The sequence below is a fragment of the Tatumella sp. JGM91 genome (assembly GCF_018257575.1).
GTDB lineage: Bacteria > Pseudomonadota > Gammaproteobacteria > Enterobacterales > Enterobacteriaceae > Tatumella > Tatumella punctata.
The window spans coordinates 53,522-76,308 of the sequence record NZ_JAERJP010000011.1; the positions used below are offsets into that span (position 1 = coordinate 53,522).

Annotated in this window: 27 protein-coding genes, 1 tRNA gene and 1 pseudogene; 7 read left to right on the forward strand and 22 right to left on the reverse strand. The window is 52.3% G+C overall.

Annotation, left to right across the window (positions count from 1 at the left end):
• Positions 1–74: 74 nt before the first annotated feature.
• Together JK198_RS08970 and JK198_RS08975 are read right to left on the reverse strand one after the other, a co-directional pair.
• Positions 75–848, reverse strand: a pseudogene (locus JK198_RS08970) (integrase arm-type DNA-binding domain-containing protein); the annotation flags it as partial.
• A 161-nt stretch (positions 849–1,009) separates the two neighbouring features.
• A tRNA-Asn gene (locus JK198_RS08975) sits at positions 1,010–1,085 on the reverse strand.
• Between the two features lie 6 nt (positions 1,086–1,091).
• Between JK198_RS08975 and JK198_RS08980 the strand changes: the two genes are divergently transcribed.
• Positions 1,092–1,235, forward strand: a complete 144-nt coding sequence (locus tag JK198_RS08980) for a hypothetical protein (RefSeq protein WP_212709312.1) — start codon at positions 1,092–1,094, stop codon at positions 1,233–1,235.
• A gap of 64 nt (positions 1,236–1,299) precedes the next feature.
• Here JK198_RS08980 and JK198_RS08985 read toward each other — a convergent pair whose 3' ends face one another.
• The 5 genes from JK198_RS08985 to shiA all read right to left on the reverse strand — a co-directional run bounded on the left by JK198_RS08985 (position 1,300) and on the right by shiA (position 6,300).
• Positions 1,300–2,106: a metal ABC transporter permease gene (locus tag JK198_RS08985; protein ID WP_212710636.1), complete on the reverse strand. Its 807-nt coding sequence runs from the start codon at positions 2,104–2,106 to the stop codon at positions 1,300–1,302.
• Complete coding sequence (locus JK198_RS08990) at positions 2,099–2,986, reverse strand: metal ABC transporter permease (RefSeq protein ID WP_212710637.1); 888 nt, start codon at positions 2,984–2,986, stop codon at positions 2,099–2,101. Before JK198_RS08990 ends, JK198_RS08985 begins: the two co-directional genes overlap by 8 nt.
• A 10-nt stretch (positions 2,987–2,996) precedes the next feature.
• On the reverse strand, positions 2,997–3,827 hold the full coding sequence (locus JK198_RS08995) for a metal ABC transporter ATP-binding protein (RefSeq protein WP_212709309.1): 831 nt from the start codon (positions 3,825–3,827) through the stop codon (positions 2,997–2,999).
• 1 nt (position 3,828) lies between these two features.
• Positions 3,829–4,821: a zinc ABC transporter substrate-binding protein gene (locus JK198_RS09000; protein WP_249213288.1), complete on the reverse strand. Its 993-nt coding sequence runs from the start codon at positions 4,819–4,821 to the stop codon at positions 3,829–3,831.
• A gap of 159 nt (positions 4,822–4,980) precedes the next feature.
• Entirely contained in the window at positions 4,981–6,300 is a 1,320-nt protein-coding gene (gene shiA, locus JK198_RS09005; RefSeq protein ID WP_212710638.1) for a shikimate transporter, read from the reverse strand.
• Positions 6,301–6,687: 387 nt separating this feature from the next.
• On the opposite strand from shiA, the gene JK198_RS09010 reads away from it, so the two are divergent.
• The 5 genes from JK198_RS09010 (at position 6,688) to dsrB (ending at position 9,303) form a co-directional block, all read left to right on the forward strand.
• Complete coding sequence (locus tag JK198_RS09010) at positions 6,688–7,407, forward strand: phosphohydrolase (RefSeq protein WP_212710639.1); 720 nt, start codon at positions 6,688–6,690, stop codon at positions 7,405–7,407.
• Between the two features lie 161 nt (positions 7,408–7,568).
• Positions 7,569–7,847, forward strand: coding sequence for a hypothetical protein (locus tag JK198_RS09015; RefSeq protein ID WP_212709306.1), 279 nt, complete (start codon positions 7,569–7,571; stop codon positions 7,845–7,847).
• 77 nt (positions 7,848–7,924) lie between these two features.
• Complete coding sequence (locus JK198_RS09020; protein ID WP_212709305.1) at positions 7,925–8,839, forward strand: DUF808 family protein; 915 nt, start codon at positions 7,925–7,927, stop codon at positions 8,837–8,839.
• Positions 8,840–8,873: 34 nt separating this feature from the next.
• Positions 8,874–9,005 carry a hypothetical protein gene (locus JK198_RS16940; protein WP_256441190.1) on the forward strand — a complete coding sequence of 44 codons (132 nt, stop codon included), beginning with the start codon at positions 8,874–8,876 and terminating at the stop codon, positions 9,003–9,005.
• A 103-nt stretch (positions 9,006–9,108) separates the two neighbouring features.
• Entirely contained in the window at positions 9,109–9,303 is a 195-nt protein-coding gene (dsrB, locus tag JK198_RS09025) for a protein DsrB (protein ID WP_212709304.1), read from the forward strand.
• Positions 9,304–9,359: 56 nt separating this feature from the next.
• On the opposite strand, the gene rcsA is transcribed toward dsrB, so the two are convergent.
• The 14 genes from rcsA to fliF form a co-directional block, all read right to left on the reverse strand.
• On the reverse strand, positions 9,360–9,992 hold the full coding sequence (rcsA, locus tag JK198_RS09030) for a transcriptional regulator RcsA (RefSeq protein WP_212710640.1): 633 nt from the start codon (positions 9,990–9,992) through the stop codon (positions 9,360–9,362).
• A gap of 273 nt (positions 9,993–10,265) precedes the next feature.
• On the reverse strand, positions 10,266–11,039 hold the full coding sequence (gene fliR / locus JK198_RS09035) for a flagellar biosynthetic protein FliR (RefSeq protein WP_212710659.1): 774 nt from the start codon (positions 11,037–11,039) through the stop codon (positions 10,266–10,268).
• Between the two features lie 5 nt (positions 11,040–11,044).
• A complete protein-coding gene (fliQ, locus tag JK198_RS09040) occupies positions 11,045–11,314 on the reverse strand; it encodes a flagellar biosynthesis protein FliQ (RefSeq protein ID WP_212709301.1) in 270 nt (89 codons plus the stop codon).
• 39 nt (positions 11,315–11,353) lie between these two features.
• Positions 11,354–12,085 carry a flagellar type III secretion system pore protein FliP gene (gene fliP, locus JK198_RS09045; protein WP_349290192.1) on the reverse strand — a complete coding sequence of 244 codons (732 nt, stop codon included), beginning with the start codon at positions 12,083–12,085 and terminating at the stop codon, positions 11,354–11,356.
• Complete coding sequence (gene fliO / locus JK198_RS09050; protein WP_212710641.1) at positions 12,082–12,471, reverse strand: flagellar biosynthetic protein FliO; 390 nt, start codon at positions 12,469–12,471, stop codon at positions 12,082–12,084. The genes fliP and fliO overlap by 4 nt, the downstream gene beginning before the upstream one ends.
• A 2-nt stretch (positions 12,472–12,473) precedes the next feature.
• Complete coding sequence (gene fliN / locus JK198_RS09055) at positions 12,474–12,878, reverse strand: flagellar motor switch protein FliN (RefSeq protein WP_212709298.1); 405 nt, start codon at positions 12,876–12,878, stop codon at positions 12,474–12,476.
• Entirely contained in the window at positions 12,871–13,878 is a 1,008-nt protein-coding gene (gene fliM / locus JK198_RS09060) for a flagellar motor switch protein FliM (RefSeq protein WP_212710642.1), read from the reverse strand. Before fliM ends, fliN begins: the two co-directional genes overlap by 8 nt.
• Positions 13,879–13,881: 3 nt before the next feature.
• Complete coding sequence (fliL, locus tag JK198_RS09065) at positions 13,882–14,376, reverse strand: flagellar basal body-associated protein FliL (protein WP_212710643.1); 495 nt, start codon at positions 14,374–14,376, stop codon at positions 13,882–13,884.
• Positions 14,377–14,536: 160 nt separating this feature from the next.
• Positions 14,537–15,712, reverse strand: a complete 1,176-nt coding sequence (locus JK198_RS09070) for a flagellar hook-length control protein FliK (RefSeq protein ID WP_212710644.1) — start codon at positions 15,710–15,712, stop codon at positions 14,537–14,539.
• Complete coding sequence (gene fliJ, locus JK198_RS09075; protein ID WP_212710645.1) at positions 15,700–16,152, reverse strand: flagellar export protein FliJ; 453 nt, start codon at positions 16,150–16,152, stop codon at positions 15,700–15,702. Before fliJ ends, JK198_RS09070 begins: the two co-directional genes overlap by 13 nt.
• On the reverse strand, positions 16,149–17,522 hold the full coding sequence (fliI, locus tag JK198_RS09080; RefSeq protein ID WP_212710646.1) for a flagellar protein export ATPase FliI: 1,374 nt from the start codon (positions 17,520–17,522) through the stop codon (positions 16,149–16,151). The genes fliJ and fliI overlap by 4 nt, the downstream gene beginning before the upstream one ends.
• Complete coding sequence (locus tag JK198_RS09085) at positions 17,522–18,250, reverse strand: FliH/SctL family protein (protein ID WP_212710647.1); 729 nt, start codon at positions 18,248–18,250, stop codon at positions 17,522–17,524. Before JK198_RS09085 ends, fliI begins: the two co-directional genes overlap by 1 nt.
• Positions 18,234–19,226 carry a flagellar motor switch protein FliG gene (gene fliG, locus JK198_RS09090; RefSeq protein ID WP_212710648.1) on the reverse strand — a complete coding sequence of 331 codons (993 nt, stop codon included), beginning with the start codon at positions 19,224–19,226 and terminating at the stop codon, positions 18,234–18,236. Before fliG ends, JK198_RS09085 begins: the two co-directional genes overlap by 17 nt.
• The gene (gene fliF, locus JK198_RS09095; RefSeq protein ID WP_212710649.1) at positions 19,223–20,935 is read right to left on the reverse strand and encodes a flagellar basal-body MS-ring/collar protein FliF; all 1,713 of its coding nucleotides are present in this window, start codon (positions 20,933–20,935) and stop codon (positions 19,223–19,225) included. Before fliF ends, fliG begins: the two co-directional genes overlap by 4 nt.
• Before the next feature lie 218 nt (positions 20,936–21,153).
• On the opposite strand from fliF, the gene fliE reads away from it, so the two are divergent.
• Positions 21,154–21,462, forward strand: coding sequence for a flagellar hook-basal body complex protein FliE (gene fliE / locus JK198_RS09100; protein ID WP_212710650.1), 309 nt, complete (start codon positions 21,154–21,156; stop codon positions 21,460–21,462).
• Positions 21,463–21,488: 26 nt separating this feature from the next.
• Here the strand turns inward: fliE and JK198_RS09105 are convergent, their stop codons facing one another.
• A complete protein-coding gene (locus tag JK198_RS09105) occupies positions 21,489–22,781 on the reverse strand; it encodes a DUF3596 domain-containing protein (RefSeq protein WP_212710651.1) in 1,293 nt (430 codons plus the stop codon).
• Between the last annotated feature and the right edge of the window lie 6 nt (positions 22,782–22,787).

Sequence of the window (22,787 nt, forward strand, 5' to 3'; positions counted from 1 at the left end):
CAGGTGACTGATTTTTACTCAGATCCAGTTCAAAAAAGTCAGATGTCGCATTTTGCAGCTTCGCTCCCACTAGGCCAGATTTTGTTTCTGAAATCGATCTCAGACCAACGGGCGAAACGCAATTCGCTGGAACGGATGAACAGGTGCAGGGTGAGCGATACTGCCAAACGGGTTAATTCTCGCCCTTGCTTGTAGTTCTCAATGCGGGTCAACAGTTCTGGTAGTTTCTCTAGCGGAAGGGCAGGGTAGTGACGTTTAACGGGAGGAGCGATGATGCCATCCAGATTTGCCGCCGGGTTGTGCTCTATCAACTCCTGATGCACGGCATGACGCATGATGTTGCACATATGCTGTCGGGTTCGTGCCGCCACTTCCAGCAAACCTTTTTTCTCAATCCCTCTCAGCAGGTCGATGAAGTGGCGAGTTTTCAGTTCTGTGACTGGCTGGTGTCCAATGATCGGGAAAATATGGTTATTCATGCTGGCGAGCAGACGGGCGGCATGGTTCTCTGACCAGGTTCGGTTGCTTTTATGCCAGCTCAATGCCACGGTCTTGAAACTCTTCGCAGGAGAACGAGCTGCTTTTTCAGCGGCACGTTGCTGAGCTGGGTTGATATTTTGCGCCAGCAGTTTACGGAGTTCATCACGTTTCTGGCGTGCTTCTGACAGACTGATTAACGGATAAGCGCCCAACGCTATGCGGGTCTCTTTGCCAAAAAAATAGTATCTGAAGTACCAGAGGCGCGAACCAGTAGGTTTAACGTGAAGATACAGGCCGTGTGAATCGGATAGTTTTATGGGGGTAACAGGTGGTTTTAAGTTGCGGATTTTAGTGTCGTTAAGAGACATATGCGGGTCACTCCATTATCGAACCGGAAAGACCCCAAATCTGACCACCAAATTCTCCCGATGCAGAGGGTAAACTGAAAATGCATCGGGAAGACTTTTCATGCTAACCTATTGAATCTAAATCGTATAAGGATTCGCAAAGCGGCATGAAAACAATAATTTGGCTCCTCTGACTGGACTCGAACCAGTGACATACGGATTAACAGTCCGCCGTTCTACCGACTGAACTACAGAGGAATTGTCGTGAAGACGGGGCGAATATTAACGGCGGCTGGCAGGGTTGTCAAAGCCATTTTAGTGCTGCCGGCACTGAGTGCTGAATATTTCAGCGCCCGACTGGCGGGAATAGCGGATACGGGTAATGGGGAAGGTACTCAGCCACTGTAATCAGCGGCTGAGCTGAGTACCTAACCCGTACCTCAGCCGTGCGTGGCGGGAATACGGGTAAAATTTAGCTGTCCTTTGAGCACGCTGTTTCACGAAACCGAGAATACCCGCGTTCCATCAGACAGAACAGTGCCCCCAGCGTCCCGACAAAAAAACCCGGCGGCCAGTCAGTCAACCATGACAGGGCAATCGCGCTCCAAACTACAGTCAGGGAGATTACCACCGATAATAACAGGGCGCTGGCTGGCCGGCTGCATAATGAGCGGGCAATTGCTGGCGGGGCAATCATCAGGCTGAAGACCAGCAGGGAACCCACCACTGGTAATGCAATACTGGTGGTTAACGCCAGGATCGCAAGGAACCACAGCTCGGTATTACGCAATGGGATCCCTCTCACTGCCGCCAGCTCCGGTGAAAACGAACTGAGCAGCAGACGGCGGAAAAGTGTTGCGATCATCAGTACGGCAACCAGTGCGCTGATGGCCAGCGGTAACAGCTGTGAACGGCTGATACCCAGTAAATCACCAAACAGTAACGAGTATACGGATTGCACATAACGGCCGCTCAGGCTGAGCAACAGTGTGCCGATAGCCAGCAGAGTGACCAGACACAAAGCTGTAGCCACTTCCCGGTGATGATGGCGGCCGAAGGTATGAATACCTAATGCTCCCAGTACAGAAAATAACAAAACTCCGTAGAACGGATTAACCCCCAGTAAAACGGCGGCTGCGGCTCCCGGAAAAGCACTCATCGGCAGTGCATGGGCGGTAAATGAGGCACCACGCAGAATCACAAAAAAACCCACCAGCCCGCAGACTATTGCCACCAGACTGGCGGCTATCCAGCTGGTAAACATAAAACCGCTAAACATGACGCTTCTTCCTGAAAAGTTGGCGGAAAAAACCGATCCCCCGCGGGAACAGGCCGCTGACTGCCCAGCCGGTAAAAATAATACTGACGATAAAGAAGCTGACCGGCCAGCCCTGACTATTGGTCCAGTAGAAACTCTGATAAGCCATCCAGATACCGAGCCAGACCGATAATAGTCCACTGAGCGCTGCCAGACAGACAGCAGTCAGGGGCGATCGGCTAAAGCGCAGTGCGATAGCTGCCGGGCCGGTCAGTAATGCGGTAGACAGAATAGCGCCGACGGTCATTGACGACAGGGCGACGGCCAGAGCGAGAGCTGCCAGTTGCATTACCCCGACCAGCCGTACATTAATCCCGCGCATCCTCGCCAGGTCCGGGTCAATGGCACACAGTAATACCGGACGCCAGATTAAGATCAGCAGCAGCAGAGCACATCCGCCGCAAATGATAATCCACGGGACAATCGCGGCCGGCAGGGTCCAGACAGAACCGAACATGACCGATAAGGTTGCACCGGAAGAATTATGTTTTCTGACCGCAAAATAAAGGAACAGGGCCGAAAAACCCAGTCCGGCACTGAGTACTATGCCGGTTGACAGGCTACGCTCCCGGCTGTGACGTGCAGCACTGAGTTCAATACCAGCGGCTCCTGCCAGCGCCATAATAGTAAATCCGGCCAGGGCGTTTATTCCGAGCAGAAAAGCGGCGGCGCCTCCGGCACTGCTGATATCCGATAACGCATGCCCGGCAAAAGCATGACCACGGATTAACGCAAAGACGCCGGTGATACCGCATACCACTGCAGCACCGCCACCGACGATCAACGCTGTTTGCACCGGCTGGCTGCTGAAGAAACCGTGACAGAGAAAAACAGAAAACATACGCAGAGACCTAAGGAACAGAGGTGACATGGGGCAACTGATCATCGGCGGGAGCGGCCAGCGCGGTTGCGGGATCTGTCGCGACCACCAGCATCCGGCCATGCACACGGATGACATCAATATGATATCCGTATAAACGGCTAAGTACGCTGGTGCGGATCACCTCTCCGGCAGGTCCGCTGGCAGCCCGGCCATTTGCCAGATACACCACACGATCCATGACCGGGAGCAGGGGATTAATATCGTGAGCAGATAACAATACCGATACCTGCTGTTCACGGGCCAGACGTTTCAGCAAACTGATAATGTCCGCTGCTGCAGCCATATCCAGATTAGCCAGTGGCTCATCAAGCAGTAACAGGCGCGGACGACGGGCCAGGGCATGAGCGATTAACACCCGTTGCTGTTGTCCTCCCGACAAACGTCCGATCCGCTGGCTGGCGAAGCAGAGTGCATCTGTTGCTGCCAGCATCTCATCAATAATTTGCCGGTGACGACGGGGCCGCAGGCTGAAGCCGGGACGATGTCCGTCGAGGCCCAGAGCAACCACATCCCGTGCCGTCAGAGGGATATCAGGATCAAGGAAGTTTTTCTGCGGAACATAGCCCGCAGCGGCTAACCCCTGTTGAACCTGACCGCCATTTAACAGTATTCTGCCTTCACTCAAGGTCTGCAGGCCCAGTAATGTACGGAATAATGTTGTTTTTCCTGAGCCATTAGCCCCGATAAGCCCACAGAATTCGCCCTGACCAATATCGAAATTCACATCATGCAGTACCTGCCGGCCGGGGTAACTGACCCCCAGCCCGCGGACGCTCAGAACCTGAGACCTGTCAGACATATTACTGTTTTCCGGCCATCAGAGATTCGGTTGAGGCCTTATCAGTTAATGCTTTGCGTAATGCTTTTACTTCCGCCAGCATCCAGGACTGGTAGTGATAGCCGGGCTCAGGCATGGTTTCATAGACACCCACCACCGGCACATGATGTTCCCTCGCCAGGCTGAGGAAATGGCTGGTGACAGGATCGGTCACTTGCTGGTTATACACGAAAACCCGCACCTTATTACCTGACAACAGAGCATTCTGTTCGCTGACTAACTGAGGGGCCGGGTCGACATCATTCATAATGCCGTATTCAAGTGCTTTGGGCGTAAGGATCTTCGCCCCCATAGCCTCCAGCAGATAGTCGCCTACCGGCTCGGTAACCGCAACCGGCGTATCAGGGAAGTCAGTCCTGAAGGCACTGATTGCCTGATCAACCGGTTGCATTGACTGACGGAATTTTTCGGCATTTTTACGGAACCAGGCGGCATGGGCCGGTAATTGTTCGGCGAGTTGTGTTGCAATCGCCTCTGCAACCACAGGCATGGTCTGAGGTTGATACCACAGGTGCGGGTTAGCCGTATTTTGTGGCAGATTTAACAGGGAGTGGACATTGATTACTTTACGTGCAGCATTCGGCGACGCTGCCATCAGTTTATCTGCCCAGTCATCATAACCGGCACCGTTTTCGACAATCAGGGTCGCGTCCGCTATCTGTCGTGCAATCCCCGGGCTGGCTTCAAAGGTATGCGGGTCGGTATTCGGGTCTGAGATAATCGAGGTGACATCGACATATTTTCCACCAATCTGACTGATGACATCGGCATACTGATTTTCAATACCGATAGCATGTACGACTGATGTTCCGGCGGCTATGCTCTGTGGGCTGGTGGTTAGCAGTGCGCTAAACAGTGTCATCAGGGCGAAAAACGGTTTTTTTGCCCTGCGTATCCTTGCGGCGGAATCCGCAGGTGAAGAAATATCAGCGACTGATTGTTTAAATTCTGGCATGAGCATCCCCGTGATAATGCGATAGATTATTTTAAGTATGTTATAACATAACAAAATGATACGATGCTAATCCTATACTTTCTGGCTGTAGTGTCAATAGGGCGGGGAGATGAAAAGGGCGTACCCCGGTAAGGATCCCGGGATACGCAACTGAAATTGTCAGCGGGAAGGGGTCTTCATAAATGCAGCAACTACCAGCGAGATAAGGCATCCGGCGGCCAGGTAAACGGCAACACTGTGCCATCCTCCGGCAGACCAGCTGACCAGCGCGGCAGCGATGAACGGGGTGAAACCACCACCGACCACACTGGCCACCTGATAACCAACCCCGGCGCCACTGTAACGGAATCCGGTACCGAACATTTCGGTAAACATCGGCTGCTGTACACAGACCACCATATCATGGGCAATATTGGCCAGCATCAGAGAAAAAAAGATGATCCATACTACCGACTGAGACTCCAGCGCCATAAAGAACGGGACAGCGCACACAGTGCCTGTTAACGCACCACCAATATAAACTTTCTTGCGCCCATAGGTATCGGCCAGCCAGGCGAAACAGGGAATAGTCAGGCAACTGATAGCACCGACCAGCAGCCCGATATTCAGGAATAGCTCGCGCGGAAGTCCAAGATTCTGCGTGGAATAATTAAGCGCAAAAGTAGTCACGATATACATTGTCAGAAGCTCACATAACCGCAGCGCAATAATCTGCAGAAATGCACCGGGGTGTCTGATCAATGCCTGCAATACCGGTAATCCTTTGCGCGGGGGGCAAGAGTTTACCGGTAATGCCTGTTGGCGGAACGCGGCTGACTCCTGCATGCCGTTACGGATCCAGAGTGCACCGGCAACCAATAACAGGCTGAAAATAAAAGGAATGCGCCAGCCCCAGCTCAAAAACTGCTGGTCAGTAGTAAAGTGACTGATCAGTGATACCAGTCCGGTAGAGAGTAACAGCCCGACACCGTAACCGACCTGAACACCGCTGCTGTAAAACGATTTTTTCTTCTCAGGGGCGCTTTCTACTGCCAGCAGAGCGGCCCCGCCCCATTCGCCACCGACGGCAAATCCCTGAATTGCCCGCAGGGTTACCAGCAGTACCGGCGCCAGCCAGCCAATCTGAGTAAATGAAGGCAGCAGACCGATAGCTGCAGTTGCGCATCCCATGATCCATACGGTCATCATCAGCATTCGCTTCCTGCCCAGTCGATCGCCGAAATGACCAAAGATAATGCCGCCTAACGGGCGGAATAAAAAGCCCACACCGAAGGTGGCAAATGCGGCCAGCGTACCCATTGCCGGGCTGATTTGCGGGAAAAATTCATGATTGAACACCAGAGCCGCGGTGATGCCATATAACAGAAAGTCATACCAGTCGACGACTGCGCCGGCGAAGCTTCCCCAGGCGGCACGTCTGGCCCGGGAAAGGGTGTCACCATTTGATCCATGGCTGTCTGATGTAAGTGTTGAGTCCATAGTTGTCCTGCCAGTAATTAGTTTTTTTTATCACTTTTCGGAATGACACCGCGCTATTATCGTCAGGGGGGCATTCAGGGGTAAGAGACTAGCGCGACAGAGAGGCTGTGAAAACAGTTTTACTGCAGTTTTGAAGATAAAATATAAAAAAGAGTTATATCAGCAATCAGACAACAGCGACCGGTGTGGGTAAAACGAATGACTCCGGCGGAGGTTAAGAATTTACGGCGCTGACTGCTGAGTAATCTTCCGGAGGAGGACAGTATTTCCACGGCGACACGACGATTGTTACATTAAATTTGGTTGTGATTCGTATTACTGTCAGAATGCGGGCTTATGATAAACAAGGATAGCAGTGTACTCAGGCCAGACAAAGGGAGTGTAAATATGAAATCAGTCGCTGAATGGCAATCCCTGTTTGACCAATGGTTCAGCGCTAACTGGGACCATCAGGATAAAGCTCATGATCTGGCGCATCTGCAACGCGTCTGGGCCAGTGCCCGTAAAATAATGGCCGGTACTGAAGCCAGCCCGTTGATTGTACTCACGGCATGTTATTTCCATGATATTGTCAATCTGCCTAAAAATCATCCGGAACGCCATCTTGCCTCACGTTATGCAGCCCGCGAGACTCTGCGTGTACTGCAGGCAGATTTTGCCGATTTTCCCGGTGAACTTTACCCGGCGGTCAGCCACGCCGTAGAAGCCCATAGTTTCAGCGCCGGAATCCCGGCACAAAGCCAGGAGGCGAAAATAGTGCAGGATGCTGATCGGCTGGAATCACTGGGGGCGATTGGTCTTGCCAGAGTGTTTTATACTTCCGGGGCCCTCGGCAGGGCACTTTTTGACAGTGATGATCCCTTTGCCCGCCAGCGGCCGTTAAATGATGTGCAGTGGTCACTGGATCACTTTCAGACAAAGCTGCTCGGTTTACCGGCGACGATGCATACGGAAACCGGCAGGGTGCTGGCCGAATATCACGCGTCATTCCTGGTTGAATATATGGCCAGGTTAAGCAGCGAACTGTCCGGGGGACAGCCGCAGCCGGATCAGAATATTCAGCAGGAATTTATGGCAAAAATTATCCCCGGAGTAACCCCCGGCTGACGGACCGGTGGCCTAAACTGGTCTGTCACGTTCAGGAGTATTTGTCAGTAAAGAGGCGGGCAGTAAATAGTGTTTCAGTGCTGCGGCTAAGGTTGCCTGTCATGCGGTCTATTGAGTAAAGTGAGGGGTGACCTTATATCCCCGTTATCAGGAACTCAGTTATGGCCAGTATCAAACTGACAGTAAAGCGTCTTTATGCCCTGCAGAATGAACGGATGGTCAGAACCCATGCGACTGCCACTGTTTATGTAGGAGACCAACCGGTAGCTACTGAAGAGATCAGTGGTCTGACAGAAACACCGGTGAGTAAATATATTCATCACCAGCTGACCGCGGGCCAGCCGGTGCGGGTAGAGTGGCAGACCCCGGGGATTGCCGATATGACCGTCACCGAAATGGAAATATGCCCGTGCTGCCATCCGGCGGATACGGAAATATAGCGCGTCACTCTGCTTAATCTTCAGTGCCGCATTATCCCGCGGCACGTTTACACCTGATAACAGGTAAGGAATTATTTTTGGCCGGAACCAGTCTGCTTGCTCTGCTTGATGATATCGCGACCTTGCTGGACGATATTTCTGTGATGGGAAAAGTGGCGGCGAAAAAAACCGCCGGAGTACTGGGTGATGATTTGTCCCTCAATGCTCAGCAGGTCACAGGGGTAAAAGCAAACCGTGAACTGCCGGTAGTCTGGGGTGTTGCTAAAGGATCTTTACTGAATAAAGTGATCCTGGTGCCTCTGGCATTACTGATTTCGGCGTTTGTTCCCTGGCTGATTACGCCGTTATTAATGCTTGGCGGCGCTTATCTCAGTTATGAAGGTATGGAAAAGATTATTCACTGGCTGACTGCGGATAAACAACGAAAAACACCGGAAGCCAGACAGAAACGACTGGAAAATTTCAGTCAGCAGGATGCTGTACGTTATGAAAAAGATAAAATTAAAGGTGCAATACGTACCGACTTTATTCTCTCGGCCGAAATTGTGGCCCTGACGCTGGGGATTGTTTCAGAAGCACCACTGCTGAATCAAATCCTTATCCTGTCCGGAATTGCACTGCTGGTGACGGTCGGTGTTTACGGTATCGTGGCATTAATTGTCAGAATTGATGACTTTGGCTACTGGCTGCAACAGAAAACATCATCTGTCGCTCGGCGTACGGGGGACGGATTACTGGTGCTGGCACCGTTGCTGATGAAGATTTTGTCGGTAGTCGGTACACTGGCAATGTTACTGGTCGGTGGCGGGATAGCGATACACGGTATACCCTGGTTACACCACTGGGTTGAACAACTCAGCCGCCCGGCGGGGAGCCTGTGGTTATCAGTACTGAGCAGCACGGCCGCCCCACTGGTTACCGGAGCGATAATTGGGTCGATTGTGCTGTGTCTGGTGAAACTGTTTGGAAAAATCCGTCGTGAACAGGTATAACTGGCACGGCATGTGAGTAGCGGAGTAACAGAGAATGAGCGACGATATTTTTGAATTTGACATTGATGCACAACTGGCCGATGCAGAAGCCAAAGCACAGCAAAAAGCCACTGAAATTCCGGCGGATCTCAGTGACGAGGCTGATTGCGAAGGCTGCAAAATCTGAGTCTGTGAGCAATGGTATCTATAGACAGTAAAACAGGACAACCTTCGGGTTGTCCTGTTTTGTTTTGACCCGGTAGTCAGATAAAGCCAGCAGAGGACAGCACATGCAGACAGGTGAGTGGGTAACGGTAAAAACCGCAGACGGGCCACGGCGTAAGGGTAAAGTACTGGCGGTGGAAACATTCAGTGAAGGTGTTATGTTTCTGGTCGCTCTGGATGATTACCCGAAGGGGGTCTGGTTCTTTAATGAAAAGAACGATCCTGACGGGATATTTGTCGAACCCGGGCAAGGCGATTAACCTGCACAGGCAGCCCGCAGCAGAGCATATCCGCTCTGCTGCGTAAAAAACGGCTGTCAGTGTCCGGAATGAAGACCAGTGGTCAGCGTCTGAGTCAGTTTCACCAGATGATAAATTACCTGTTTATTCTGCGTCTTAATTTTTTTCTTAATATTGCCTTTATGGGAAGAGATAGTTTTTGCTTTTATCTGCATCAGCCCGGCAATTTGTAAGGTGTCGTAGCCGGACATCCACATTTTCAGCATATCTGATTCTGCACGGCTTAAAGCCACCGGTTTCGCGACTGGCTGACGGCTACGGCGTGAGAATTTTTTGCCTGTTTTGCTCAGATAAGGGGAGATAAGACGTTCCAGTGAAAGTTTATCCAGTGCCTTGGTGGTGACAATAATATTCTCACGCAGATAGAGGTGATCGCTGAAATGACTGTTAGGCAATGCCATAAAAATAAAAAATACAGTATCGGGATATTGAGCGATGACTTTTTTAATTTCTGAGTTTTCCCGGCAATGGTTATCCAGACATTGTTCAGAAATAAATACCAGAGAAGGTGTTAAACTATCCAGTGTGCATTTCAATTGTTGCGGATTAATGACATCCTGACAGCAGTGGCTTATTACTCCTTGCGAATTAAGATACTCTTTTAATCCGGTCCGGGTGAAATGACATGGATCGATAATAACGCTTGACATAAATATGTTCCTGCCCGAATGAAAAAATCACACATACACGCGAAATACAAAACACATCCGGCAGGAAGGTTTAGTATTAGCAAAAAGTATCACAAAAGCATCCGGTGTCTGAAAAAAGTACAGCAATGTTTTTATAAGATTTTTATTTATATGCCAGGGTATAGTTCATCAGGCTCAGGTGATGAATGGCCCCACCAGCGTATTGTATTATTATAATCCCGCAAGCAAATCATTAGCCGGGACAGAGTATCAGCCAGTTCCTGTGAATACCAGTCATTGTAATAATATTCCGCTCAGTTGCTCTGATATTCGACTAAATAACTGACTGGTATAAGGTATAAACCATGGAAATAATAACCTGCTGCTGAGAATACCGAGGGTCAGTGTCAGGGGGAACCCGACCACGAATACCGATAATTGTGGTGACATGCGGTTAAGCAAGCCAAGAGTCAGGTTCAGGGTCAGCAGAAACATAATCAATGGCAGGGCCAGCCGCAGGGCACTGCTGAATATTATTGCCGCGAACTGGCACAGGGCGTTGACTCCCCCCGGTGACAGAGAGCGAACGCCGACGGGCAGAGCAGAAAAAGACTCTGTCACTGTTTCCAGTAACCACAGGTGACCATTAAAACTGAGGAACAATAACAGGGCCAGCATATAATAAATCCGGGCCAGTACCGATACAGTACTGTGACTGGACTGATCATAGAATGAGGCAAATGACAGTCCCATCTGCAGGCCAGTAACTTCACCCGCCAGCCGGACCGCGGCGAAAGCAAATGTCATCCCCCAGCCAAGCGCGGTTCCAATCATATATTGCTGACCGAGGGTCAGTACCCCCGACAGGGAAAATAACGGAATACCACTGGCTGGCAGTAGCGGGGTAATCAGCCCGGAAATGGCCAGCGCCAGCCCTGTTTTTACCCGCGGACTGACCTGTTTTTCGCTCAGCAACGGGGCGGCGCTGATCAGGGCCAGAATCCGGCAGAAAGGCCAGAAAAAATCACTGACCATGGACGGTAGCTGGCTGATACTGACAGGGGGCATCATCTCTAGCTCGTCGCAAAAGCCACGGAAGTCAGAATGCTGCGCATATATTCCAGTAAAAGATTCAGCATCCACGGGCCGGCAATCAGCAGGGTCAGCACCACAGCCAGAATTTTCGGGATAAAAGATAACGTTTGTTCATTAATCTGGGTGGCGGCCTGCAATAAACTGATCACTAATCCGCTGACCAGTGCCGCCAGCAATGGCGGGGATGCCAGCAACAATGCGACTTTCATCGCATTTTGTCCTACGGACATCACAGCTTCAGGAGACATCAGCTATTCCTTATCAGGTTTAAACGGTAATCCGCAGGGTTATTGAATAAAACTCTGTGCCAGTGAACCAATCAGCACCTGCCAGCCATTAGCCAGCACAAATAACATCAGCTTAAAGGGTAAAGAAATCGTTGCCGGGGGCACCATCATCATTCCCAGCGCCATCAGTATGCTGGCGACCACTAAATCGATAATCAGGAACGGAATAAATACTGTAAAGCCAATCCTGAAGGCTGTCTTTAATTCGCTGGTGATATAGGCCGGAACAAGAATACGCATAGGAACATCTTCGGGACGCTGGATTGGCGGATGCTTCGCCAGCCGGACAAACAGGGCCAAATCTGATTCACGGGTTTGTTTCAGCATAAACCGGGCCAGCGGACGGCTGCCTGCAGCCAGTGCCTCTCCGGCAGGCAGCCGGTTTTCACTGAAAGGCAGCCAGGCCTGCTGGTATACCTGGTCGAGGGTCGGTGACATCACAAAAAAAGTCAGAAACAGAGCCAGCCCGAGCATCACCTGGTTCGGCGGGGCCGACGGCGTGCCAAGTGCACTGCGTAACAGGCCAAAGACAATAATTATTCGGGTAAAGCTGGTCATCATCAGTAAGGCCGCCGGTAGCAGTGTCAGTGCCCCGATAAACACCAGAGTTTGCACCGGCAGGGGCCAGTCCGGACTGTCAGCCGTCAGTGATTGTAATGGCACGGGTGCCCCATATCCCGCGGCGGGGATCAGACAAAGTAATAACAGACAGGGCAGTGACAATTTCATTATCGGTATCCTCTATGTGTCAGCAGCGTCTGTAAGCGCAGCAGAAAAGTCTGGCTGTCGGTGGCCGGAGAAGCAGGCGCCGCGGGCGGCTCTGTGGCAGGTAATGTGTAAAGGTGGGTGATTTGCTGAGCTGTTACCCCCAGTACCAGCTGGCAGTCAGACAATGCTACCACCACAATTTTCTCATGCTGACCTACGACAAGGCTGTCATTGATCTGTAGCCCGCTACGGCCCGTATGGCGGGTAATGCGCTGTTTTTTAAGCAGCCAGCGCAGGGCAAACAGCACCGCCAGTAACACCAGTAAAACAGCACTGGTGTGGGCGATATCCTGTAGCGCGAACAGGTTGTCGGATGGAACAGGCGTACCGGTTAATGATTGCAGTGGCATGATTAGCGGCTCAGACGACGCATACGTTCTGACGGGGTGATAATATCGGTGATCCTGACGCCATATTTATCGTTAACCACCACCACTTCCCCCTGGGCTATCAGATAACTATTGATCAGAATATCCAGAGGTTCACCGGCCAGCCCTTCCAGCGGGACGATCGATCCCCGCGTCAGACGCAGCAGATCTTTAATGGTCATCCGGGTCCGGCCCAGCTCCACCGTCAGCCGTACCGGAACATCCATAATCAGGCTGACATCCTGTGCTTCCGCCGTGTCCGGGGCATCCTCGCTGGCGGTCTGCGGCGGGACAGTGTCGGTCACTGTAGCCGCCTGTTGCTGCATAGCCTCGGCCCACAGGTCCTGCTCTGGCCCGTTATTTTCTGACGGATGCTGTATATCACTCATCAGGCTGATCCTCGTGCAAAGAGTGTAATGTCGGATTAATCAGTGTCAGTACACGCAGGGCATACTGGTCGTTTAAAATGCCATGCTGTCCGGTAAATACCGGCACATTATCGACATGTGCTGTCACATGCTGAGGCTTATCCAGTGGCAGGATATCCCCTGTTTTCAGGGTTAAAATCCGCGACAGGGGCAGGGCGATATCGGCGAAGTGGGCGGTGACTTGCAGTGCTGAAAGCTGTACTTCTCTGACCAGGGTTTCACGCCACTGGCTATCTTCCTGACGGGAATTTTCCAGGGGAGGATTCACCAGCAATTCGCGTAATGGTTCGATCATCGGAAATGGAATACAGATATTAAACTCACCCACCAGATTACCAATTTCTACCTGGAACGGGGTATTCACCACAATATCGTTTGGTGACGTAGTGATATTAGTAAATTTGACCTGCATTTCTGAACGGACAAATTCTATTGATAACGGATAAATCGCCTGCCATGCTTCACTGTAGCTATCGAGTGCCAGTTTCAGCATCCGGTGGATCACCCGCTGTTCTGTATACGTAAATTCCCGGCCTTCAACTTTGGTCGGAAAGCGTCCATCGCCGCCAAACAGATTATCCACAGCGATAAACACCAGGCTGGGTGAGAACACCACCAGTGCGGTACCACGCAGGGGCTTCAGATGGATAAGGTTCAGGTTGGTCGGCACCGGTAAATTACGGGCAAACTCCTGATAGGGCTGAATATTAACCTGCCCGACGCTGATATCAGGGCTGCGGCGCAACAGATTAAATAATCCCATCCTGAACTGGCGGGCAAAACGTTCATTAATAATTTCCAGCGCCTGCAGACGCTCACGCACAATCCGGCGCTGGGTCGCCGGGTCATAAGCTTTAACCGCTTCTTCGCCGTGCAGCGGGCTTGCTGTGCTGTCGTTACTGCCGTTATCGCCATTCAGGAGCTGGTCAATTTCAGCCTGAGAAAGAATATTGTCAGCCATGGATTATCTCAGAATAAAGGATGTGAAAAGTACATCGTTAATCACCTGTGGCGGCTGACCGGGTATAAATGACGGTGCCAGTACCTGTTTAATTTTTCCGGTCAGGTCATGCTTACCCTGTTCTGTTTCCAGATCCCGCTGATTCTGGCTGGTCAGCAGTAAAATCAGACGGCTGCGGACTTCCGGTAAATACTGGTTAAGCCGGTTGCGGGTCGCCTCATCGGGCAGGCGCAGAGTAAATCCGGCATACAGAACCTTGTCTTCATCGTCGGGGGTACTGGCTGGCAGATTCACCGTAAAGGCATCCAGCGCCAGGAATACCGGGCTGGCCGGGGGAAGGGCAGCGACAGTCGCTGTTTTTTTCTGCGTTCCCGGATCGGATTGTTTCATTTTCAGAAAACTGTAACCGGCAATCGTGCAGGCAGCGATCAGAATCACAATAACCATCAGCGACAGTAACAGACGCTTTGCTGTTTTCTTTCTCGGGAGTGTAGTCATTAGCTAAATCAGTTCCTTGATAGAGGTAAATCTTTGCTGCTGCCCGGGATTATCACGGGTTAATCACCGGACAATGGGCCGAAAAGAGCCTGTTTCTGAACAGAGAGCAGCATACTTCCGGATATACCGGTACCATCAGCCAGGGTGATGACACAGCGTTTCAGGCGAAGAGGTCGACCCGGCCGTCGGTCAGTGTCAGCATCCTGACGCCGGCAGTGTTATGCATCACCGGCGGATCTTCGCTGGCCAGCGAGCTGCCGGCAGGGGAGCCCGACGGGTATTGTCGGCTATCCGGCGGGGTAAACATTGACGACGATGAGGGGTCCTCGTTACCGACGAAACTTCCTCCCAGACTGATACCATTCCCGGCCAGTGCATGTCGCAGGTCGGGTAATGCCGCTTCCAGTACCGTTCTGACCTGGCTGTGGCCGGACAATAACGTCAGGTACGCCTGATCGCTTTTCATCACCAGCGAAATTTTCAGACTGCCGAGTTCCTGCGGATGTAAGCGCAGTTCCGCCGTGTGTAAGCCTTGCTGATGCATAAAAATCACCTGACGGCTCAGTTGTTGTTGCCATGCCGGGTTGTCCGCGGGAACACTTACCGGTGTGCTGGCGGTCATCGCCCGCCCGGCAGCCAGAGGCCCCCCGTTATCGCTGCATAAGGCGATGATCGACGGCAAGTGAGTGTGTGCAGTGGACGCTGAGACCGGTGCCGGCCGGATATGGTCACTGACCGGCGCCGGACTGGCCTGCGGCACCCTGAACAATGGTATGGGCGGCACCGACTGGCGGGGCCCGGCCGCAAGGGGTGTTTCTGCCGTCAACGGATGCTGCCCCCTCGCTGGCGCAGCCGGTGCTGGCCGTTTGCCGGTTACCGGTAAGTGCTGGCGGGAATCCCCGCCGGGCAGGACAGGGAACCGCGACTGTCGGGGGAGATGTTGGTCAGACGACTGCGTCATGATATCTGTGGCGGCGGGCGGAAGATGACGCGGGGATGCAGACCGGTGGTCTGGCAGACCCGTGCTTGTCAGCGGGCCTGCCAGACGTTCCCGCAGTTCTGTCCCGGCTGGAGGCATCAGCCTGCCGGGGATAACCGGTGTTGTCAGCATGGCCAGCAATGGCGTGATATGACTGGCGGTGATGTTATTACCGGACGGCAGAACTGTCGCCTTTTTCGCGATCGGGTGGCGGCCGGATTTAGCGGTTATCAGCCCGTCAGGCGAGGAAATCAGGTCGGAGAAAGGCCAGGCCGCGACGGGTTTTCCCGCAGACAGGTTGTTACTGTGGCTACTGATTTTATTCAGCGCCTGCGCCAGGATAATCAGCTGCGACATGATTGTGCTCCGTGAAAACGGCGGGCAGAAAATTCATCAGTCAGTTTTTGCTGTTGTCGCTGTTGCTGCGCATTCAGGCGTTGCTGATGGCGGTGCAGCAATGTCTGCAACGCATTCAGTCGTTGTTTTTTGCTCTGCCAGTACGCCAGTGCGCTGGCGATATACTGCTCACCCTGTTGTATTGCCTGCTGCTGCAGGCTGATCGCCTGTTGCACCGCAGGAAGAAACTGCTGATAGTCATCCCAGTGGCCGACAGGCATCCCCGGTTGTATCTTCTGGTGCAGGTATTGCTGGTAATCCTGATAGTAACCGGTCAGCAGTTGTTGCTGGTTCAGGGCCTGTTGCTGTGCCGATTGCAGCTGACCCAGTTGCCGGGCTGCGTTGTCGGCCTGGTTGCTGGCCAGCTCACAAAGGGTGACAAGTACGGGGCGGTTATTCATGACTGTTCCTCCGGACGACTAAACAAATGTTCCAGCTGCTCACAGGCAGACGCATAACTGCAATACTGCCGGATACCCTGTTGCAGATAAGCGGTCATTACCTGATGCAGTCTGATCGCTTCATCCAGCAACGGATCGCTGCCAGAGACATACGCACCGACACTGATCAAATCATGGTTGCGCTGCCAGGCTGAAAGCAGTTGCTTACAATAACGTGCCTGTTGCAGTTGTGATCCACTGACTAATTCATACATTACACGGCTTATTGACGCTTCAATGTCGATGGCCGGATAATGGCCTGCCTCGGCAAGTTGCCGTGACAGGACAATATGGCCGTCGAGAATAGCCCTGGCCGCATCGGCAATCGGGTCCTGGGGATCATCACCTTCGGTCAGTACCGTATAAAAGGCAGTAACCGATCCCTTGCCATCATCACCGTTGCCCGCCCGTTCGACCAGAGCCGGTAAACGGGCAAAGACTGAAGGAGGGTACCCGCGGGTTGCCGGAGGTTCACCCATCGCCAGGGCTATTTCCCGCTGGGCCATCGCATAACGAGTCAGGGAGTCCATAATTAACAACACATGCTGACCGCGATCACGGAAATCTTCAGCAATCCGTGTCGCGTAGGCAGCTCCCTGCATACGCAGTAAGGGCGAAAGGTCGGCCGGAGCCGCAATCACCACCGAACGTGCCAGACCTTCTGCACCGAGAATATTGTCAATAAAATCTTTGACTTCCCGTCCACGCTCCCCAATCAACCCGACCACAATCACATCCGCGCGGGTATAACGGGCCATCATTCCCAGCAGCACGCTTTTCCCGACCCCGGATCCGGCAAACAGCCCCATGCGCTGACCACGGCCAACGGTCAGCAACCCGTTAATCGCGCGGATCCCCGTATCCAGCACCTGCTGAATCGGTGTGCGTTGCAGCGGGTTTATCGGGCGACTGCACAGGGATCCGTAATCAGTCACCCGCGGCGGGGGCAGGTTATCCAGCGGGCGGCCATTACTGTCGAGCACCCGGCCGAGCAGCGACGGGCCGAGGGGCAGTTGTTTCCCTTCGCCATTACCGGTATGACTCTGTCCGGCAGCAAACACTCTGGCTCCGGGTGTCAGTCCGTCGGTATTTTCCAGCGGCATCAGGAACAGCTTATGGTGACTGAATCCGACGACTTCGGTCTCGGCCGGAGGTGCATTCCTGCGCTCAATCAGACAGACCGCCCCCAGCGGTAATATCAGTCCGCTGGCTTCCAGCACCAGCCCCGTGGCCCGGGTCAGTTGCCCGTAGCGCCGGACCTCTGGCAGAGACAGTAATGATGTTTCAAAACGATCCAGTTGTTGCAGCCAGCGTTCGAAAGGATATTGCATCAGCAGGCTCCTGTTTGCGCTCTCTGACAAAGTGCCAGCCAGCGATCTGAGATGCTGCAATTCAGTTGGCCTTCCTCCCCCTGTAACAGGCAATCGCCGGGCTGCAGAGCAGTATCACCGGCCAGTTTCCAGCCACGGGCCGCGATTTGTTCGGCGAATATTTTCTCCGCCAGTGGCAAATCCTGCGGATGAACCCGTAACTGTGGCGTTCCGCTGAACAGCGGGTCCTGTTCCAGCAAGCGGCTGATCTGCCTGGCAACCCGCTGGCTGTCACATTTAACCGCGTCACCGGTGATCTGTAAGGCAATCTGCAGTGCCAGCTGTAATAACCGGCTGGTGATAACCGCGTCGATTATCTGTAACGAATGGGCAAAACTTTCCGCCAGTTGGCGGATCTGTTGTTGTTCCGGTGCCGGCTGAGGTGGCGGCGGCAGCTGTCCGGCAGCCAGTTTCCCCTCGAGATATCCGGCCTGATGTCCGGATGTTTCACCGGCGGTAAATCCCTGCTGATAACCTTGCTGCCATATCTGCTGCCGCTGCTGCTCCGGCAAGGGTTCCGCGGGGGCGCAGGATGTTGTGAGCGGTGCACTGTTAATCACTTCAGCCGTATCCGGCTCTGCGGCGGACAGAGTTTCCGGCTCTGCTGCCACGGGAGCAGGCAGTTCAAAATGTTCGGGCTGCCATTTGCGCCAGTGCATATTTTCCGGTAACTCAGACGTAGGTTTCATCTGCCCCTCCGATCACAATATCGCCTGACTCGGCCAGGCGGCGGACAATTAACAGTATCGCTTTTTGTTCGTTTTCCACGGCTGACATCCTTACCGGGCCACGGCTGCTTAAATCGTCACGCAAAATATCTGCAGCCCGTGTGGACATATTGTTTAGGAATTTTTCGCGTAGCGGTGGCTGAGCCCCTTTCAGAGCAACCAGCAACTGCTCTGAATCGACTTCCTGCAGCAGGCGCTGAATACTGCGGTCATCCACATCGACCAGGTTTTCAAACAGGAACATTTCATCAATAATTTTTTGCGCCAGTTCGTTATCAAACTCACGGACCGCTTCAATGACAGACTCTTCCTGCTGGGACTTCATCAGATTGAGGATTTCAGCCGCAGTGCGTACCCCGCCCATTTTGGCGCGTTTAAGGTTTTGTCCGTCGAGCAGGTTATTCAGTACTTCGGTCAGTTCGGCCAGAGCCGCAGGCTGCACTCCGCCGAAAGTGGCAATCCTCAGCATCACATCCTGGCGCAATTTATCATCGAACTGTGCCAGAATATCCGCGGCCTGAGGCCGTTTAAGGTGTACCAGGATAGTAGCAATAATTTGCGGGTGCTCTTCACGGATCAGGTCGGCCGCGGAAGGCGGATCCATCAGGTTCAGGGCATCCATTCCTGACGTTGTGTCGCGGGTATCAAGAATATCCTCCAGCAGACTACTGGCCCGCTCCTCACCCAGCGCTTTGACCAGAACGGTCCGCAGATATTCATTGTTATTCAGGTTCAGGGCGGCATATTGTTCAGCTTCTTTTTCAAACTGTTGTAATACGCTGGTCAGCTGTTGATGAGACACCTGTTTCATGGTGGCCATGGCTGCACTGAGGTGCTGGACCTCACGCTGGTTCAGGTGCCGGAATACCCCGGCAGCCCGTTCTTCTCCCAGTGCCATCATCAGAATGGCACTTTTTGTTGTTCCGTTCAGTGTCATAGTTCATTCCCCATCCAGTCACGGACTACCAGTGCGACCACCTGCGGGTCGTTTTCTGACATCTCGCGGATACGCCTGCTTAAAATTTCACTATTGATACGCTGTTGTGCCTTGCGTGCCGTTTCCTGTAAGGTGCCGTCACTGCTATTGTCAGGTTCAGTTTCCGGCGCAGACGAGGACAGGGCGATATCTTTTTCCTGACTGGCTGCAGCACGGCGTTGTTCGAGAAGCGGCTTCACGGCTTTACGGTAAAGCAGCAGGGCAGCAATAATCACTATCAGCCACCGGCCGCCAGACAGCAGCAGGTCAGCAAACTGCGGTGTTTTCCACAAAGGCGGACTGTTATCGTCTGTCACACGGTTAAAGGGCGTATTTACCAGCCTGACTGAGTCACCGCGGCTGGCAGAAAACCCCATTGCTTCCTTCGTCAGGGCGGTGATCTGCTGTAACTGTTGCTCCGGCAGAGCCCGGGCTTTTCCCTGTTCGCCGGCCTGATAATTGACTACCACGGCCACGGACAACCGTTTTATATCACCGGTATTGAGTTGCGTATGCCTGACTGTCCGGTCAAGTTCATAGTTAGTGGTTGAGTCATGCTGTGACTGCTGATTTTGGGGAACTGTGGCACGGGCTCTGGCCGCTGTACCGGCCGCCGTGCTGGTGGCTGCGCCATTTTGTGCCGCCGGAGTCGCTGGCGGGGCAGTTTGCGGCGTGGTCACCGGCGCAACAGGGGCCGGGGATGGCTGATTGGTCAGCGCCCCGGGCACACCGCCTGGTAATATTCCGCCATTTTGCTGACTGTCGCTGGACTGTTGTGAGCGTATCGCCTGGCTATCCGGTTTATTATTTGGCGTATAATGTTCGTCGGTTTGTTCCTGTTTATCAAAATTGATTTCTGCTGTGACCTGGGCCCGGACATTGCCACGGCCGACCACCGGTCCGAGAATATCTTCGATCCGCTGACGCATATTACGCTCGACTTCGGCGGTATATTTCAGCTGTACGCTATTCAGTAACTGTCCGCCGGAGACGGAACTGGTCAGCAACGCACCATTCTGGTCAATGATGGTCACATTAGCCGGGGGTAAACGACTGACGCTGCTTGACACCATATGCACAATAGCATTGACCTGGCCATCATCCAGCGCCCGTCCCGGCTGCAACTGTAAAGTGACCGATGCCGTCGGTAACGCATTATCTCTGACAAAGACCGAGGCTTTAGGGACGGCCAGGTGAACGCGGGCAGTACGGACCGCCCCGAGGCTTTCGATAGTCCGCGCCAGCTCACCTTCAAGCGCCCGCTGATAATTGATTTGCTCACTGAACTGGCTGATACCGAATTTTTCGTGATCCAGCAGCTCAAATCCTGTGCTGCCACCGCGCGGCAACCCCTGCTCAGCCAGTTTCAGACGCAGTTCACGTACCTGGCTGGCAGGTACCAGAATATTGCCGGTATTTTCATCCAGCCGGTAAGGCACATTCATCTGCCCCAGGCTGCTGATAATATTTCCGCCGTCCTGTTCGGAAATATTGTTGTACAGCATTTTATAATCCGGAGCTTTAGCCCAGAGTACTAAACCGACGACGATTGCCACAGAGACTGCGGCAGCAAAAATCAGCGGGATACCTGCGGAAGTGCGTAACTTCTCCAGAAGGTGTTGTGCTCTGGCGGAAAATGTTGTCGAAATATCTGCAGGGTTTATTGTCATTGGAATATCCCGGCCACAGAGCCTGGCCTTATTTCTGTTAACAACACATCATTCTCCTGTATTACGTGATGAGGGCAGGGGGGCAATATCCCGCATTATTTACCGGTTGACGGTGAATGATGGCGGAAATAATCGGCTTTTTAAGGGGTATATTCCCGCTTTATTATTTTGTGTCTGTTGTAGATTTTATTGACTGAAGGTTATTCGCAGGAAGATATATGTCATCATTAATTCAGCAAGTCTCCGCAGAGATGTCAGTAATGGCAGGGATTGCGGGCGGAAAAGAAAAAGCTGCAGAACAGGGCCAGTCATTCAGCGGTTTACTGCGGTCGGCATTAGGCAATATCAGCCAGCACTATAATCGCTCACAGGCTGACTCGGAAAAATTCGATGCCGGGAATAGTCATATTTCCCTTAATGACCTGATGCTGGAGATGCAAAAAGCCACAATATCTCTGCAAATGGGCGTTCAGGTAAGGAATAAACTGGTTAACGCTTATACGGACATTATGAATATGTCTGTGTGATGTGGTTAATATATTGTTTTTAAATATTAATTATTCATTGCTATTACTCCATGGGGCAGTGATGGGACAAAATCATTTAATTTTTCATTCAGGATAGCTCTCTGTGACTCATCATTATCTGGCATCCATGTCCCATAAACATTGTGTACCATCTGAGAATTTGTGTGGCCCATTTGGGATGCTATGAAGTTTGGGTTTGCTCCGGCAGCCAATGACCAGCATGCATATGTGTGTCTGGACTGGTATGCCTTTCTGTCTTTTATTCCCGCCAGTTTAAGTGCGGCTCTCCATGTCTGTGGGAGTGACTTAACACTGTAGTGATTTGCAGACTCTGATTTTGTTGCATTAATCTTTGGGCTAAAAACGAATGCCAGCACTTCAGTTTCCTTTTTCCCGTACTCTCTCTTTATTACTGAAACGGTACTTTCTGGCATCATTCGGGTTAACTCCATCTGGTCACGCAGAGATTCCCACGCGGCATCTATCAGAAATATTTTCCTGATACCGGCGTTGGTTTTCGGGACCGTAAAGTAGCCCTTTGATGTAAGATTCCTTCTTACTGAGATAGTCCTGTTCTTTGTATCGATATCCCCCCATGAAAGTGCGCATAACTCCCCATGACGCATTCCTGTGAAAACGGCCAGTGACCACAGGTTTTTCATTTGTCTGGTGCGCAATGAATCTATCATTCGGTAAAATTCATCCCTCGTTAGCGGGTCTGGTTTTACCTTGTCTTTCTTCAGGGGGGATACAGACAATGTAACGTTCCGGGATATGTACCCGCTTTCGTGTGCGAACTTCATAACTGACGACAGGAGTGTTATGCATCCGTTCACGAAGGGTACTGACCTTCCGTTTCTTTCGTGGTTTAAGTATCTCCCGGAAAAGAATTTACCTTTAAGCAGTCGTGAGCGAAGGGTAAGAATGTCCTCTACTGTGACTGAATCAAGCATTCTTGAGCCGGAAAGATAACTGAGAATGGTTCTGCAAATGTTCTGGTAAACAGAGTAGGTTGATGCGGCCACTTCTGTTTCTTTTATTGCCAGCCACTTAGACAGAGCTTCATTGAGGGTTATCGGAGCCTGAACAGAAAAGAACTTATGCAGGTTAACCGATGCCGGGAACATACTGGCATAGTCAAACGTCCCCGTTTTTATTCCATAGATTACTGTTTCACGTAGCTTTGCTGCCTGATTTCTGTTTTTGGCGTTGTCAGGAACAGATAGCTTTTCCCGAACTCTGACTCCCTTGTACATAAAACTGATACGCAGATATCCGCCATGGCTTTCTACTCCCGGCGGATATTTCCTCTCTGACATATTTCC